We start from the raw sequence: 15,219 nt of genomic DNA, 5'->3' as shown, positions 1-15,219 counted from the left end.
AAACACCTGTAGATACCATCTCTCATTTTAAGCTTCAAGGCCGTATTTAACTTTCTTGGAGCTTAAACGCTTCCTGGTTTTTTATTACACCAAAACATATATGAATTAGCTTTCGCATATTTGCACACACAGCTTGCATCGGTGTTTTACCATTGTTTATTAACGTTAACTTGTGTCTCTTTATTGTTTTATTCCATTGCCCTGCAACAATGGCCGCCATATAAAGTTTGCATCGAATTCTGGCTGGCCCAAGTTTACTGATTGATGTTCGCCCTTTTAATTTACCCGATTCATTATGCCGTGGAATTAATCCACAATAAGCCGCCGCTTCTTTGGCTTTATTGAATTTTTTAGCCGCAAATAAATACGTCAGCTCTCTCGATAGTACGGGCCCAATGCCAGGAATAGACTCAAGTAGTTTCCTGTTTCTTTTTAAATCAGGTTCATTATCTATGTGGTTATCAATGTCAGATTTAAGCTGTTTAATTTCATCGTCTAAAAACGCGATAGTCACTTTTATCGATTGGCAAACACGCGCGGAAACGTTGCTGAATTCACTTGCTTCTAATCGGTTAGCTTCTCGTTGTCGGTTACTCTCAAGCGCATCTAAACGACGAATAAGGGCTTTAAGCTCTCTAATTGCTAATGCTTCAGGTTGCCAATAATTAACGACTGCGTGCTTAGCACAGCCGTAATGAGCAAGCATCGTTGCATCAGATTTGTCTGTTTTATGAATTATGTTTAAAGCGTCTGCATACTTTTTAGCTTTACCGGGATTCGCTAAAATAATATTAAAGCCTTGCTCGTATAAAAAATACATCAGTGCTTCATGATAAACACCCGTTGGTTCGAGTGTGATAATGAACTCATTAGCAGCGCTTTTAGTTGTATTTAAAAGCCATTTTTCTATTGTTACAAAGTCTTGCAGCTTGTTTTTAAAGACTTTTGTTTTAATTTTATTTGTAAGTTGGTCTCTCAACCACGATAAATCAATCTTCTCTTTACTAATATCAATGCCGATAAACATCATCTCTACTTACTCCCCTTGTACATACAGCATCTACTTAAATAAAAGTGTGCTTGGATACCATTCAGTTTCTGAGAATAGAAAGTCAGGGCTTTATCTACCGAGCAGTATTAAATACTAGACGCACAGGCAAGCTCACTGACTTCGATGTGATAAATGATAGCTAATCATTTATCAATGAGAGATACAAGACGCGCAGCTTGCTGGCGTTTAAAAGCACCGCTTTTGCATTTAGTCGGATGCATTAGTAACAAGTAGCTTAATCACCACCGAGAAGTGAAGGAGAAAACAAAGAGCAGTGACTAACCATTACTCGTGTTTTCTTTGTGTAGCGCACAGCGCCTCGGTGAGCTCGGTGGTGAAATATCATATAACTTAAACAAATGGACTTTGTCTGCTCACTTGCTCCTCTTTTTCTTCTCTTTGTGCATTCATATTTTAAGGGCTGTTATTCACAAAGAGGTTTAGAGGCGCTGCGCTTTTAGAGGACAGCTTGGAAGTTAAAATAATAAAGAACTAAAAGTAAAAGCGAGGTATAAAACCTCGCTTACTATATTCAAAAGCCCTATTTGATCGGTGCTATTTAAGCCGCGATTAAATAGGACTCTTGTCCTGAATGCTTGTTGTTGCGTTTAAACGAGCCTTTGCCTTTTTTAGCTTTAACTACTTGTGGTTTAAATAATTTAGAGGTGACCATTGCCGCTAGTGCATTGTGGTTTATAACGCCTCGCCCTGTGTCTACCGCGCTGGTATTTGCGGTTTTTGTTTTAGATTTTTTAGTCATATATTTCCTATAAACTAATGGTTATTTTAAGTTAAATAATAAAGAGGCTTTTATATTGGCCTATTTAAGAGATGGAGATTGTAGGCTTAATTTTCAACCGCGCAAGTATTTTTAACATCCATTTGGTAGTTTTTTAATAATAAAAAAGCATAAAAAAAGCGCAGTTAATAACTGCGCTTAATATTACTTTAGTTTGCTTGATAAATTAAAAACTAAAGCTTACTTTTGCGTAGTACGTTCTGCCGTCAAAGCCGTATGGCAATGCGCGTACTGGGTATTTAAATGCGCCGTTGGTGATAAAATTAAGTACTTCGTCGTCGCCTAATTCATCTGGTGTTTCGTCAAATACGTTATCGGCACCTACCGAAAGCGCAAACATGTCATTAATTTGGTAACTAACATTTAAATCAACTAACACAGCAGACTCAACCGTACTTGTTGGTTTAAATGACCCCGTAGGCGAAAGCTCACCTGGTAATGAAATATGGTCGTTACCAAAGTATTTTACGTCTGTTTCACCAAAGTAGTTAAAGCGAATGGTTGATGTGTAGGCATCGCGTTCGTAGTCAAACGTAAGCGTTGCACGTTCGCTCGGTTGTCCGTCGGTAAAAAAGCTACGTTGTAAATCATCAAAAGCAACCGCTTCAGGAATACCGTCTTCTGCATTTACGCTGTCAATTTTAGTATCGTTTAGGTTACCTGCAAAGGTTACTCCTAAATTACCGCCTTCAACTTCAGTGCGGTACGATGCAATAATATCAACACCTTGTGTAGTAGAATCAACCGAGTTTGAGAAGTAGTTAGCTTGCACTGCTCCCGTTGCTTGTAGCGCTGCAACTGCTTCTGAGCTAAACGATACATCGTCAACCGAAAGTAAGCTGCCAAGTGTAATACGGTCTTCAATTTCTACGCGGTAAAAATCAACCGTTAACGAAAGCTCGCTTGTTACATCGTAAACAAAACCTGCGCTGTAGTTTGTTGATGTTTCAAGCTCTAAGCTATCTACGCCTAGCGCACTTGGGAAAGCGGTCCCTGTGTTTGCCGTGAACGACTGCGTTAATGTGCCGTCTGAGCCTAAGTTAGTTGTAAAAGCTGTATAACCACTTTGTTGAAGTGATGGCGCTCTAAAACCAGTAGATAGTGCACCACGTACTGCAAAGTCATCTGAAAATTCATAGCGTGTTGCTAATTTACCAATTAAATCATCCCCAGCATCTGAGAAATCTTCATAGCGTAGCGCACCACTTACGTTCCATGCGTCGGTGATCATAGTTTCTACGTCTACATAAACTGCGTAGCTGTTACGGTCGCTATCGTTAGCCGCTTCAGGGCGAAGGCCGTTATAAGCTTGAAAACCACACTGTGCAAATTGATCCGGATCGTTTACTGATGGGTACGAGGTATCCATATTTGCTAACCCACACGCGTATGATGCTTCATCGCCAGGCACTATTTCGTAGTTTTCTTTACGGTATTCGGCGCCTACTGTTACATATAAAGGCTCATTACGGCCAATATCTACAATACCGTTTACATCAAGGTTAACCGTTGTTTGATCGAATCTAAAACCACCTGAGTAACCGCCAGTAGGCCCTGAGTTTGCTGCAATGTCGGCATCGCTTGCATCTGGGTTATTAAATAAATACTCAGCCGCGTAAGAAGCATTTAATGTATTGCGTGATGTAAAATCGTATTGGTTTTCACCATAAACAGCCGATACATCGTAAGTCCAATCTGTGTTTATATCGCCTTTAAAACCAAGCGCGACTGAAATATCTTGTGCTTCGTTATATATGCGCGGTAAAAAACCATCACTATATACTTGGGTTACGTTTTTAGAGGCTTCGTTAAAGTTACGATAAAAACCATTACCTAGCGCCGTGCGCTCAGAGTAGCCACCAAACGAGTAAAGCTCGCCGTCGCCCATTGGTAATGCCATGTTGTAAAATAACGACGTAAATTCACTTTCTGAGTTACCTTGGCCCCAGCGTACATCTTCACTTAGCGTACCTGGTTCAACATTAAGCGAACCCCCCGTATCGCGCTCGGCGCGGTTAGTGCCATCGGCATCACGGTACTCAAGCGATAGGTTAATAAAGCCGCCTTCGTTACCTAATTCAAAACCACGGTTTAAACCTGCTGAAATAGTGTCGCCGTCACCTTCACTTGTGCCGCCGTATTGTACAAAACCCGTTGTAATACCGGTTGAGTTATTAAGAGATAAGTTAATAACACCTGCAATAGCATCAGAGCCATACTGCGCTGCAGCGCCATCGCGTAATACTTCAACGCCTTTAAGCGCTGTTAGCGGAATGGCATTCATATCAGTACCCGCAGCGCCTGCGCCTACTGTACCGTTAAGGCCAAAAATTGATTGGTTATGACGACGTTTACCATTTACTAATACAAGGGTTTGATCTGGTTGTAAGCCACGAAGTGTTGCGGGTCTAAATAAATCTGAACCGTCTGATACTTGTGTACGCGAAAAGTTAAATGAAGGCGCTGTCGCTTGAAGGCTTTGGCCTAACTCGGTAAAACCACCTTTAGTTAAATCATCCGCGTCAATTAAATCAATAGGAGAAGAAGACTCTGTAGAGGTTCGGTTAGATACACGCGATCCTAATACAGATATTTGCTCTATGTTTTTAGCAGCTTGCACTGGTGCTTCTTCTGCGTTAACAATGCTTGGTGCGCTAAACGCGAAAGCAACGGCTACAGCAAGTGTGTTTAAACGGTATGTTGACATAGTGACGACCCTGTTTTTTTGTATTCTTAATAATATGTGTGTGGTTATAATGCTCATAACCTGTTGCAAACATCCTAGCAACATATGCAAACAAAAAGAAATGAAAAAAACTAAATATTTGGTCTAAGTATGCAAATAAACTTCAAGATAAGAAAAAACCACATCAAATCGGTTAAAATACGCGCTAAGAAAGGATTAAACATCAAAAAACAGAATGTTTAACACTTTATTTACAATGTGGTTTTGTTCGTTATTTTACACTTTTAAAGGTAATAGGCAGCGAATGGTCGTACCTGTGCCTAATGTACTGTTAACTTCTACTTTTCCACCGTGATCGCTCACCATAGCGTATACAAGTGTCATACCCATACCGGTGCCTTTTCCGACTTCTTTTGTTGTGTAAAAAGGGTCAAACATATGTGCTATTGTGTCTTCATTCATGCCACAACCGTTATCTTTTATTTCAATACAAATATTTGTGTGTAGTTCAAAAATATTGACTTCAATAATGCAGCCTTTTTCTAAATCTAACTCGCAAGCTTGCCAAGCATTCATTAAAAGATTTACAAAAATCTGATTAATTGACGATAAATTGCACCAAATGAGTGGTAGGGGTTCAAACCGCGTTTTTATTTCGCATAATTTAAGTTTGCTACTCAATAACCTTAAAGCATTATTAGCACCCGTTGTTACATCGGCTAATTGTTTATCTTGAGAAGAGGTGGGGTGGGCAAAGTTTAATAAGTCATGCACTATTTGTTTTATACGTTTAAGTCCTTCAACGCTGTCGTTAATTTGCCCCTGCAAATTGTTATAAATCCACGCGTACGGATACTGTAAATTGAGTATGTCAATTTCGTGTTTAAAACGGCTCTCTTTAATTTCGTTATTTAAATATTGTTCGTTAAGTTTCAGCAGCGCTACCAGTAAAGGGCTTGCGTTTTGTAGGCTCTCTACGTTACTCATTGCATAGGCAAGCGGGGTATTTATTTCGTGGGCAACGCCTGCGCTCAGTGTACCTAAGGTTGCCATTTTTTCTGTTTGCACAAACAGCATTTGTTGGTGTTCTAAGTCGGCTACTTTTTTTTGTAGTTCATTATTTATGGCAACTAAAACGCTACTTTTATCTTTGAGTAATTGCTCTGCAGCTAAGCGCAGCTTTTGTTCGTTTAAAAAAGCACGTTCAAAATTACCATCTGATCCATCCATTCCCTTCATCCATATAGATAACTTTATACTTAACGTTTAGTCGTCTGTATGCAAATTTGCAACTTTAGTGCAGCCAAGGCCTAATATTATGAATAAGTAATTATCTACTTATTGCTAATAACTCCATTATATAAATACCACTTAATATAAAAGGTAGGCACAAACACACCATAGAGTATTTTTTTAAGCTATTATTTAACCAGAAGTAATTTAAAGGCGACTCAATGACTCAAGTAACACCAAGCACACCAATAAATCAGGTTGATGTACTTTGCATTGATGATGATGAAATAGTACTACGCACGTTAACACGGCTACTTGAAGTAAATGGCCTGTCGGTTATTGTTTGCGATAACCCGCAAAGTGCACTAACGCTTTTTAAAAATCATGAGTTTGGTTTAATTATTAGCGATATGCGTATGCCGGTAATGAACGGTGCCGAGTTTTTAGAAAAAGCGCGTGCGCTGGCACCCGACACCCAACGCATTTTATTAACCGGCTACGCCGACATACAAACCACCTTAGCGGCTGTTAATCAGGGCCAAATAAATGGTTATATTCAAAAGCCTTGGCAAAACGATTTATTACTTCGTAGCATTAGAGATAGCCTAGAAAAATTTGCACTAAAAAAACAAAATCAAAAATTAGAGGCACAAGTTAAAGCGCAAAACCAAGAGTTGCTAGAGCTTAATAATTCGCTTGAACAACGGGTAGAAAAACGCACCTTACAAATCAAACAGGTTTTAAAAAAGCTTGAAGACGCCAACGAGCGCGAAAAACAAGAGCATAAATCGACCGTAGAGCTGCTATATAATTTTGTTAACGCAAACCCTTACCTAGATGGTAACAAAGCACAAAATATTGCTAATACCTGCACACAAATAGCACTTTACTTAAACTTGTCGCAAAAAAGCATTGATCTTGCCCCTATGGCTGGTTACTTGGCGCAAATAGGCTTGCTTGCTATGGATCCTGATCTTTATAAAAAACCAGTTAACCGCTTAAACGAGCAACAACGCAAAACCTTTTATACTCACCCAAGTACTGCACAATTAATGTTAATGCCAGCAATACATTTACATGACTTATCGGATGCTATTTATTATCAGTTTGAGCGCTTTAACGGAAACGGAATGCCCAAAGGCCTTGCCGGAAACGACATACCGATAGGCGCTATGGTGCTAGGTTTAGCGCGCGACTATTGGGATGCGTTTGAGCAAAGCAATGCAAGTGATGAAAAGCAGCGCCACGATGACGCACTCGAAAGTGTAAAACTTTATAGTGGATCGTTTTATCATCCTAAAATTGTACGTGCACTTGAAGCAAGCCATGCAAAACTTCACGAACAAAAAAGTTCAGCAGGATCAGTGCTAATTTGTAACGCCCATGAACTCAAAGAGCAAATGGTACTGGGCCATGCTCTACACAGCCATACCGGCATAATGTTGCTGCCCAAAGGTCATGTATTTGGCAGTAAATCGATAGAAAAACTCCAACAGCTAGAATCGAAAAAACCAACTCCGTTCAGAATAATGGTGAAAACTGCTAAATGATTGATCTAAACCGCAGTTTTTTTCGTTACAATGTGCATAAAATAGATTATTGAATTTGCTTGAAGGAGCACTCTGTGTCGCGATTTTCTGCGGTTACTGACAACCCCCATGATGGGCGTTTTAACCAAAAAACGGGAATACTGCTAACTAACCTAGGCAGCCCTGATGCACCAACAGCGGCTGCGCTTCGTACATATTTACGCGAATTTTTATCAGATCCACGCATTGTAGAAATACCACGCTTGGTATGGATGATAATTTTACATGGCATTATTTTACGCGTACGCCCAAAACGTTCGGCTAAATTATACGAGAGTATATGGACCGAAAACGGCTCGCCACTTACCCACATTACTCGCCAGCAAAGTGTAAAGTTAAATACTTTATTAAAAGAGCAAGGTTATACCAATACTGAAGTAGTAATGGCAATGCGTTATGGCAACCCTTCAATAGAGGCAGGCCTTGAAGAGCTTCGTGATAAAGGCTTAACGCGTATAATTATTTTACCAATGTACCCGCAATATTCTAGCCCAACTACGGGTTCTACGTTTGATGCTGTATCGAGCGTACTGCGTAAATGGCGCTGGGTGCCAGAACTTCATTTTATAAATGGCTATCATAAAAACACCCGTTACATTGAGTCGCTTGCTAATAGTATTAGTGAGGATTTAGAAGCGAATGGTATGCCACAAAAAATTGTTTTTTCGTATCACGGTATGCCTAAATTGTTTTTAGATCGCGGCGATCCGTACCATTGCCTATGTTTACAAACCACGCGTTTAGTTGTCGAAAAACTAGGCCTTGATAAAGACAAAGTAATTAGTACTTTTCAAAGTCGATTTGGTAAAGCAGAGTGGTTAAAGCCTTATACCGACGCAACTCTTGCAGCCTTACCTGATGAAGGTATTACCGATGTAGCTATTATAAGTCCTGCTTTTAGCGCCGACTGCCTAGAAACACTTGAAGAGCTAGAAGGTGAAAACCGTGAAATATTCGAAAACGCAGGCGGCGAAAAATACCGTTATATAGCGGCACTAAACGACAGAGACGACCATATAGAAGCTGTGTTTGATGTTATAAAACCTATGTTGTAATCCAAGCTTACTAAAGCTAAATATATTTCGCATTAAGCGGTGTTAAAATTAACACCGCTTTTTTGTTTTTAATGCTTTTAAAATATTTAGTTAATTAATTCACAAAGAGGTTAAGAGGCGCTGCGCTTTTAGAGTGAGTGATAAAACATAACAATACTGTTTTTGTTTCGGGATTTTTGGCTTCCCCTTTTACTTCTCATTGTGCAAATAAAAGCTTTTAAAGAGCTAATTATTCACAAAGAGGTTAAGTGGCGCTGCGCTTTTAGAATAGTGATACATATTGGCTGATCTGGTTTTTCTCAGTTATTACTGATTACCTTATCTTTGTGAAAGAAATTACTTATATTATTTAATAATAATTAAAATAAATAAAAATGTACGTTTGAGGGGAGGCAATACCTAAGCAACAGCAATTAAACGCTATCGCTTAAAGTATAAATCAATCGCTTTTGTGAGGAGCTCGTCGAGTTGTTCTTCAAATTCTTCAATATTAATATCAAAGTGCTTTAAGTAAGCCCGAGCCTGAGCAAGTGATAAATTACGGCTGTTAACGCTGTATTGTCGCTCGTCTATGGTTTTATCGTAACGTGGTAAAAATACAAATTGGCCATAAAAGGGGGATTTAATATGCTTGTTTGCAAAACGACAAAAATCTTCAACATGCTCAGCACCCTTAGGTCCAAGGCAACCTGGCTCAATGCGATACATTAAGCGAATTTTTTTGTCGTCATTTATTTGCATTTAAAGCCTTTATCTAAAAAACAGTACGCGTACTATTTTCCCATCTTTAATTTGGTAGCTCGAAATAAGTTCTGAGCGTTTATCAACTACGTTTTCGTCAGTTGAACAAGTTTCTGAAAGTTCGTGATCAATCACTATATCACCGTGCACTATGCGCTTAATTGGTGATGAGTGAATACACTTTAACTTTTTAAACATTAGCCCATAACGTTCTATTAGTTTTTCTTTACCTTTAAATAATAGCTCATTAGGGAAAATATAAAACTCAACATCTTCGGCATATACACGAAGAAACTCTTCAATGTTACGTGCGTTATATGCTTTAACTAGCTGCTCTACCACAGCAAGTGATTCGCGCGATTGTTTAGCTTTAGTTTGCTGCTTAACTGTAAGTGCTTCTTTTGCTTGAGTTACTGCTTTTTCAGCTTCGGCTACAGCCACTGCTTTTTCTATTTTATTTTTAGGCTTTTCAGCAGGTTTAATTTGCTCGTTACCTAATACTTTTGAATCGTCTGGTTTAGTCGCATCAATTGTTGGCTTTTTAAGCTCTGGCGCTTTGTATTCAAGCGTATTTACTTTGTCGTCAGTGTTGGTTTGAGTTACTGATTGCTCATTTTCAACTTTTGGTTTTTCAACGCTTGTTTGAGCTTCAACTTGCGGCTCTTTTTGCTCAGGCTCGCTTTGCTCTGCGGCATAAGTAATTAGCGCAACGGTAGTGACTAATGAGGCTAAAATAATAGATAACGGTTTCATAACTTTCCTAAAATGAACACTAAATACGTGTAATACCAATTACATTAAATAGGCGATCTATTATAGCGTTAAAAAATAGCGCAATAACAACGCGAAAATTGTGACATATAGATGTTCTATATGAATAACTTTTAACGCAGTTAGTGAGTTATTTAATGCGATAGAATGATCATATTTTTGATAAAATTAGTATAAGGGTGCAACATAGCAAATTTTAACGTTATCGGGTAGTTAATACCACCACTGAAGCCTACCAGTACTGCTCTACCGTAATATTGCCGGGGTTTTTACGGCGGTTACGCGTAAAGTTTTTATCGAGAAGTAGCGCGGTTGTGTCTTTTACCATTTGTGGATTTCCGCAAATCATAAATTGTGCATTACTAGGCTCAGGGTTTAATTTTACATATTCAAACAAACGGTTGCTCTCAATTGCGTTAGTAATTCGCCCACTTAAGCCTTGTAATGGCTCCTCTCTACTTACAACCGGAATATAGTTAAGTTGTGCTGGGTACACTCTTAATAGCTCGTTAATAAGTGCCTGATAGCTCAAGTCGTTATTAAAACGTACGCCATGCACTAAATTTATAGTTTTGTATTTTTTCCATACATGGGGCTGTTGTAATATCGATAAAAAAGGCCCTATGGCAGTGCCAGTCCCTAACATCCAAAGCTGATCACTTTGTGGTATTTCATCAAGGGTAAAAAAGCCGGTTGCGTGTTGTTCTATTAACACGGTGTCGCCAGGTTGTAAGGTAGCTAAACGAGGAGAGAGCAAACCGTCAATTACGTTAATAAGATAAAACTCGAGATCGGGGTTTTCAGGGGCATTCACATATGAATAAGCCCGAGCAATACGTTTGTCGCCATCCATTATTGAAAGCTTTGTAAATTGCCCAGCTTTAAACGGCTCTACGTTTGCATTAACGGTTAAGCTAAAGAGTGTTTCGCTCCACCACGTGACATTTTTTACTGTTGCTTCAACCCAATTAGACATAGTTACCTCTTGGTTTAGCTATTAAAGTTTTAAATAATTCACTCCATCAACATTAGCATTAAGTGACAAAGACTTACAGGAGAATATGACTAGATTTAAAGCAGTGATGTGTTCAGTAATTACCAATAAAATAATGTGAATAATTAGCTCTGTGATAAGAGTCATTAATTGCATAAGAGAAAGCGATGCTGCAGTAACTAAGAAAAATAAAGTCAAAAAAACAGTGTTTTTTATTTTATCACTTACTTTAAAAGCGCTGCGTCTTATATCACCATTAGTGAACTATTTACTTGAAAAACTATTGCACTAGGAGAAGCCAAAGAGGAGCAAATGAGAAGAGCTAAGCCAGAAACGAGTATTTTATCACTTACTTTAAAAGCGCTGCGTCTTATATCACCATTAGTGAACTATTTACTTGAAAAACTATTGCACTAGGAGAAGGCAAAGAGGAGTAAATGAGGAGAGCCAAGCCAGAAAACGAGTATTTTATCACTGACTCTAAAAGCGTAGCGTCTCTTAACCTCTTAGTGAATTATTTATTTAAGCCTTTATTAATTAATTTTATAGTTAAACTCAAATTCCACACATAAAAAAACGGCGCTAAATTTAGCACCGTTTTTATAAGTAATAAGAAAAAGTTTACGCTTTTTTCTCTTCACAACTTGCTAGGTATTCGTCAAACGTACCTTGGAAGTCGATTACTTTTTTATCTTTAATATCAATGATACGTGTAGCTAATGACGAAACAAACTCACGGTCATGGCTTACAAAAATAAGCGTACCTTGGAAATCTTTTAACGCGTTATTAAGCGCTTCAATGGCTTCCATATCCATGTGGTTAGTTGGTTCGTCCATAACAAGCACGTTAACGTCTTGCATCATTAACTTACCAAATAACAGGCGATTTTTTTCACCACCAGAACAGTTACGCGCTTTTTTGTTTGAATCGTCAGCTGTAAACAACAAACGGCCTAACATGCCACGAACCATTAAATCGTTGTGCTTAGCTGTACGCCATTGCGACATCCAATCAAACAACGTCAAATCGTTATCAAAATCTTTAGTGCTGTCTTGCGGGCAATAACCAAAGCTCGCATTTTCAGACCATTTAATTTCGCCTTCATTACTTTTAAGCTCGTCTACTAAACAGCGTAAAAATGTAGTTTTACCCACACCATTTTCGCCAATTACGGCAAGCTTAGCGCCAGCTTCAAGTAAAAAGTCGCCGCCGCTAAATAACGTTTCGCCATCAAAACCATGGCCAAGCTTATTAACTTCAAGCGCCTGACGGTACATTTTTTTACCTTCGTCAAACGAAAGCGATGGGCTCATACGGCTTGAAGATTTAACTTCATCAAGCTTAATTTTATCCATTTTTTTAGCGCGCGAACTTGCTTGCTTAGCTTTTGAAGCGTTAGCACCAAAACGGTTAACAAAGTCTTGTAGCTCGTCAATTTCAGCGCTCTTTTTAGCATTTTCAGCTAAAAGTTGCTCGCGTTGTAAGCCCGCAGCTTCTAAAAATTTCTCATAGTTACCAGGGTAAATACGCAGCTCACCGTAATCAATATCGGCCATGTGTGTACATACCGAGTTTAAAAAGTGACGGTCATGCGAAATAATAATCATCGTACATTTACGTTTGTTAAGCTCGTTAGCAAGCCACGTAATTGTATGAATATCCAAGTTATTGGTAGGCTCATCAAGTAGCAAAATGTCAGGATTTGCAAATAATGCTTGTGCTAAAAGCACACGTAGTTTCCAACCTGGGGCAACGTTTGCCATTAAACCGTAATGAAATTCTTTATCGATACCCGCTTCAAGTAAAATTTCTTCAGCGCGGCTTTCTGCGGTGTAACCGTCCATTTCAGCAAATACACTTTCAAGATCGGCAACTTTCATACCGTCTTCTTCGCTCATTTCTGGTAACGAGTAAATACGTTCGCGTTCTTGCTTTACTTTCCAAAGCTCCACGTCGCCCATAATTACCGCGTCTACAACGCTGTATTGCTCAAAAGCAAACTGGTCTTGGCTTAGGTTACCTACTTTTAACCCTGGAGTAATAGATACATTACCCGCACTTGGAACAAGCGCACCGCTTAAAATTTTCATGAAAGTCGACTTGCCGCAGCCGTTAGCGCCAATTAAACCGTAACGGTTACCGTTACCAAATTTAGCTGAAATGTTTTCAAACAACGGCTCTGCGCCAAACTGCATCGTAATATTTGCGGTGGAGATCAAAAAAGGTAATCCTAGATTAGTACTGACAGGAGTAAGCTGCAGCAAAACGCCACAAACAAGAACCAGACAATAGGGTAAATTAGCTGGCGAATTATACAGATCAGCCACAACGAATGAAAGATAAAAGGCAGCTAATTTATAACCAAGTAAAAATAACGGCAATTCTCGGTTTTAGGTCACTATTTTTAACGTATGTAGTGTTGAATGTACTTACAGCCACAATGTAAATAATTACTAATGCCAAGCAATATTAAAGAGGGGGCGCCAAATAGCTAAGTTATTAGCTATGTTTTAATGCATAGGTTGGTAAATTGACTTTATCGCCGCCTCGTTTTTGGTAATTAACTGATTAACAGTCGCCACGTCATCAAGTGTTAGCGACTCCTTGCTTAGCATAAAATGCACATTGTTAACGTTAATCGGTGTAATAGTTTTTACCTGCGAAATTGAGGAGTGTTTTTTTACAAAGTACTGCGCAACAGCAGAGTCTTCAATAACATAGTCAATTCGTTTTTTATCTAACATGCTAAATCGATTATTTGCTTGAGCAGTAAGCACGACCTGTTTTGAATATTTGGTTTTGAGTTGTTCAAGCTCATCACCAAAAAAGCTTCCTCGGTTAATACCTGCTGTAAAATCTTGACTAAAAAGATCAGCTAAGCTGGTTACATCAGGCGAGTCTTTATGTTTATAAAGATGCATAACTTCTTCGCGGTAGGGCAAACTAAAGTGCGCATATTGTGCGCGTTTTTTTGTGTAACTTGCCGCGTAGGTCATATCTACTCGGCCATTTTTAAGCTCAGCTTGAACACGCGAAAAACTCGGAAAATAAGTCCATTTAATACAAAATTTTGAATCTTTAAAAATAGCGTTTACAGCATCCACTTCTGTGCCTAAAAATGTATCACCTTGCTTAACAAGGTAAGGCGGCCAATTAGTTTCGTTAGTGCCCATTACCAATGTTTTTGAACACGCAAGGGCATTAAAGTGAGTAAATAGCAGTGTAGTAAATGTTAAAAATAAAGTTTTCATTACACTCCTTAAATTAGTGTTCAAACAACGCTTTAAGTGCTGTTTTATTTTTGTTTATATATTCATTAATTACCGCAAGCTCAGTAACCGACACCGTTTGTTTGCTAAACATTAAATAAATATCGTCTTTATTTACATGCTCAATATTGGTTACTAATTTTATATTTGAGCCTTTTTTGCCAAAATAAGCCCCCACTAACTCGTCTTCAATAGCAAAATCAATACGTTGTTTATTAAGCATTTCAAAGCGTTTACTGGTTGCACTGGTGTATTCAATCTGCTTTTTATATTTAGTTTTATATTGCTCAAACTCCTCACCGTAATAGCTTCCAAAGTTAGCGCCAACAATAAAGCCTTGTTTAAAAATGTCTTCGAGGTTTTTAACACTATGCTGATTATTTTTGTTTTCGTATAAGCGCATAACCTCAGTTCGGTAGTTATCACTAAAGTGCACATATTTAGCGCGCTCGTCTGTATAACTTGCAGCCCATCCTAAATCAATACGGCCGTATTTAAGCTCAATAAAAGCTCGCTTAGAATTTGGCAGTAACTTAACTTCAAAACAAAAAGGGGAATCAGCAAATATAATGTTAAGCGCATCAACCTCCAAGCCTTGCAGCTTACCGTTAATGCCCATTACATAAGGCGGCCAAAAAGCATCGTGCGATGCCACGCTAAAGGTTCTTTCACAAGCAAATACATTAAATGGAGCCGTAAACAGCAAACATAAAAATACGGTTATTAATTTATTCATTACGCCTCATAGTTATTATTTTGCTCATTATTACAACAGTATAAACCAGCTTTTGTATTTTAGCGGCACGGGTTTGTTTAAAGATGTAAAAACCATCCGTAATTATGAGAATGCCCAGTATGCAGGTGTTTATAGAAAGGTGGTTGTATTTTATATTTTATACAGCGTGTGTCACTCAGCATCAGTGCTTAATAACAACGGCGTATTAATTTAAAAATTTCTACTTATTAAGCCTATATTTAATGCGCTTGTTCCTGTAGATTAAACACCAATGAATTTAATATTAACAGCGGC

Annotated in this window: 12 protein-coding genes; 2 read left to right on the top strand and 10 right to left on the bottom strand. The window is 38.5% G+C overall.

Annotation, left to right across the window (positions count from 1 at the left end; translation table 11 throughout):
- Positions 1 to 46: 46 nt before the first annotated feature.
- The 4 genes from H5088_RS06540 to H5088_RS06525 all read right to left on the bottom strand — a co-directional run bounded on the left by H5088_RS06540 (position 47) and on the right by H5088_RS06525 (position 5,766).
- The gene (locus tag H5088_RS06540; RefSeq protein WP_182752487.1) at positions 47 to 1,030 is read right to left on the bottom strand and encodes an IS110 family transposase; all 984 of its coding nucleotides are present in this window, start codon (positions 1,028 to 1,030) and stop codon (positions 47 to 49) included.
- Between the two features lie 580 nt (positions 1,031 to 1,610).
- Positions 1,611 to 1,811: a ribosome alternative rescue factor ArfA gene (gene arfA, locus H5088_RS06535; RefSeq protein WP_182693223.1), complete on the bottom strand. Its 201-nt coding sequence runs from the start codon at positions 1,809 to 1,811 to the stop codon at positions 1,611 to 1,613.
- A gap of 205 nt (positions 1,812 to 2,016) precedes the next feature.
- Positions 2,017 to 4,557 (bottom strand): TonB-dependent siderophore receptor, encoded by a 2,541-nt coding sequence (locus H5088_RS06530; RefSeq protein ID WP_182752486.1) that lies wholly within the window; start codon positions 4,555 to 4,557, stop codon positions 2,017 to 2,019.
- Positions 4,558 to 4,812: 255 nt separating this feature from the next.
- Positions 4,813 to 5,766: a sensor histidine kinase gene (locus H5088_RS06525; RefSeq protein WP_182693303.1), complete on the bottom strand. Its 954-nt coding sequence runs from the start codon at positions 5,764 to 5,766 to the stop codon at positions 4,813 to 4,815.
- A 224-nt stretch (positions 5,767 to 5,990) separates the two neighbouring features.
- Here H5088_RS06525 and H5088_RS06520 point away from each other — a divergent pair, with 224 nt between their 5' ends.
- Entirely contained in the window at positions 5,991 to 7,319 is a 1,329-nt protein-coding gene (locus H5088_RS06520) for an HD domain-containing phosphohydrolase (protein WP_182725023.1), read from the top strand.
- Positions 7,320 to 7,393: 74 nt separating this feature from the next.
- Complete coding sequence (hemH, locus tag H5088_RS06515; protein WP_024597461.1) at positions 7,394 to 8,413, top strand: ferrochelatase; 1,020 nt, start codon at positions 7,394 to 7,396, stop codon at positions 8,411 to 8,413.
- A gap of 420 nt (positions 8,414 to 8,833) precedes the next feature.
- Here hemH and H5088_RS06510 read toward each other — a convergent pair whose 3' ends face one another.
- The 6 genes from H5088_RS06510 to H5088_RS06485 all read right to left on the bottom strand — a co-directional run bounded on the left by H5088_RS06510 (position 8,834) and on the right by H5088_RS06485 (position 14,925).
- Positions 8,834 to 9,154 (bottom strand): hypothetical protein, encoded by a 321-nt coding sequence (locus H5088_RS06510; RefSeq protein ID WP_076924937.1) that lies wholly within the window; start codon positions 9,152 to 9,154, stop codon positions 8,834 to 8,836.
- A gap of 9 nt (positions 9,155 to 9,163) precedes the next feature.
- The gene (locus tag H5088_RS06505; RefSeq protein ID WP_002962106.1) at positions 9,164 to 9,907 is read right to left on the bottom strand and encodes a nuclear transport factor 2 family protein; all 744 of its coding nucleotides are present in this window, start codon (positions 9,905 to 9,907) and stop codon (positions 9,164 to 9,166) included.
- A 250-nt stretch (positions 9,908 to 10,157) separates the two neighbouring features.
- On the bottom strand, positions 10,158 to 10,901 hold the full coding sequence (locus H5088_RS06500) for a ferredoxin--NADP reductase (protein ID WP_182752485.1): 744 nt from the start codon (positions 10,899 to 10,901) through the stop codon (positions 10,158 to 10,160).
- Between the two features lie 639 nt (positions 10,902 to 11,540).
- A complete protein-coding gene (locus H5088_RS06495) occupies positions 11,541 to 13,139 on the bottom strand; it encodes an ABC-F family ATPase (protein ID WP_076914907.1) in 1,599 nt (532 codons plus the stop codon).
- A 291-nt stretch (positions 13,140 to 13,430) separates the two neighbouring features.
- Complete coding sequence (locus tag H5088_RS06490; RefSeq protein ID WP_182695268.1) at positions 13,431 to 14,171, bottom strand: ABC transporter substrate-binding protein; 741 nt, start codon at positions 14,169 to 14,171, stop codon at positions 13,431 to 13,433.
- 13 nt (positions 14,172 to 14,184) lie between these two features.
- Entirely contained in the window at positions 14,185 to 14,925 is a 741-nt protein-coding gene (locus tag H5088_RS06485; RefSeq protein WP_182695267.1) for an ABC transporter substrate-binding protein, read from the bottom strand.
- Positions 14,926 to 15,219: the final 294 nt, after the last annotated feature.

Origin of the sequence: Pseudoalteromonas sp. SR43-3, from assembly GCF_014163875.1 — a bacterium.
Lineage (GTDB): Bacteria > Pseudomonadota > Gammaproteobacteria > Enterobacterales > Alteromonadaceae > Pseudoalteromonas > Pseudoalteromonas distincta.
Note: the sequence above shows the minus strand (reverse complement) of the source record. Positions and strands in the feature narration are given on the sequence as shown.

Coding starts and splice junctions, on each gene's coding strand:
- H5088_RS06540 (WP_182752487.1), bottom strand. CDS start 1,030: ATGATGTTTATCGGCATTGATATTAGTAAAGAGAAGATTGATTTATCG.
- arfA (WP_182693223.1), bottom strand. CDS start 1,811: ATGACTAAAAAATCTAAAACAAAAACCGCAAATACCAGCGCGGTAGAC.
- H5088_RS06530 (WP_182752486.1), bottom strand. CDS start 4,557: ATGTCAACATACCGTTTAAACACACTTGCTGTAGCCGTTGCTTTCGCG.
- H5088_RS06525 (WP_182693303.1), bottom strand. CDS start 5,766: ATGGATGGATCAGATGGTAATTTTGAACGTGCTTTTTTAAACGAACAA.
- H5088_RS06520 (WP_182725023.1), top strand. CDS start 5,991: ATGACTCAAGTAACACCAAGCACACCAATAAATCAGGTTGATGTACTT.
- H5088_RS06510 (WP_076924937.1), bottom strand. CDS start 9,154: ATGCAAATAAATGACGACAAAAAAATTCGCTTAATGTATCGCATTGAG.
- H5088_RS06505 (WP_002962106.1), bottom strand. CDS start 9,907: ATGAAACCGTTATCTATTATTTTAGCCTCATTAGTCACTACCGTTGCG.
- H5088_RS06500 (WP_182752485.1), bottom strand. CDS start 10,901: ATGTCTAATTGGGTTGAAGCAACAGTAAAAAATGTCACGTGGTGGAGC.
- H5088_RS06490 (WP_182695268.1), bottom strand. CDS start 14,171: ATGAAAACTTTATTTTTAACATTTACTACACTGCTATTTACTCACTTT.
- H5088_RS06485 (WP_182695267.1), bottom strand. CDS start 14,925: ATGAATAAATTAATAACCGTATTTTTATGTTTGCTGTTTACGGCTCCA.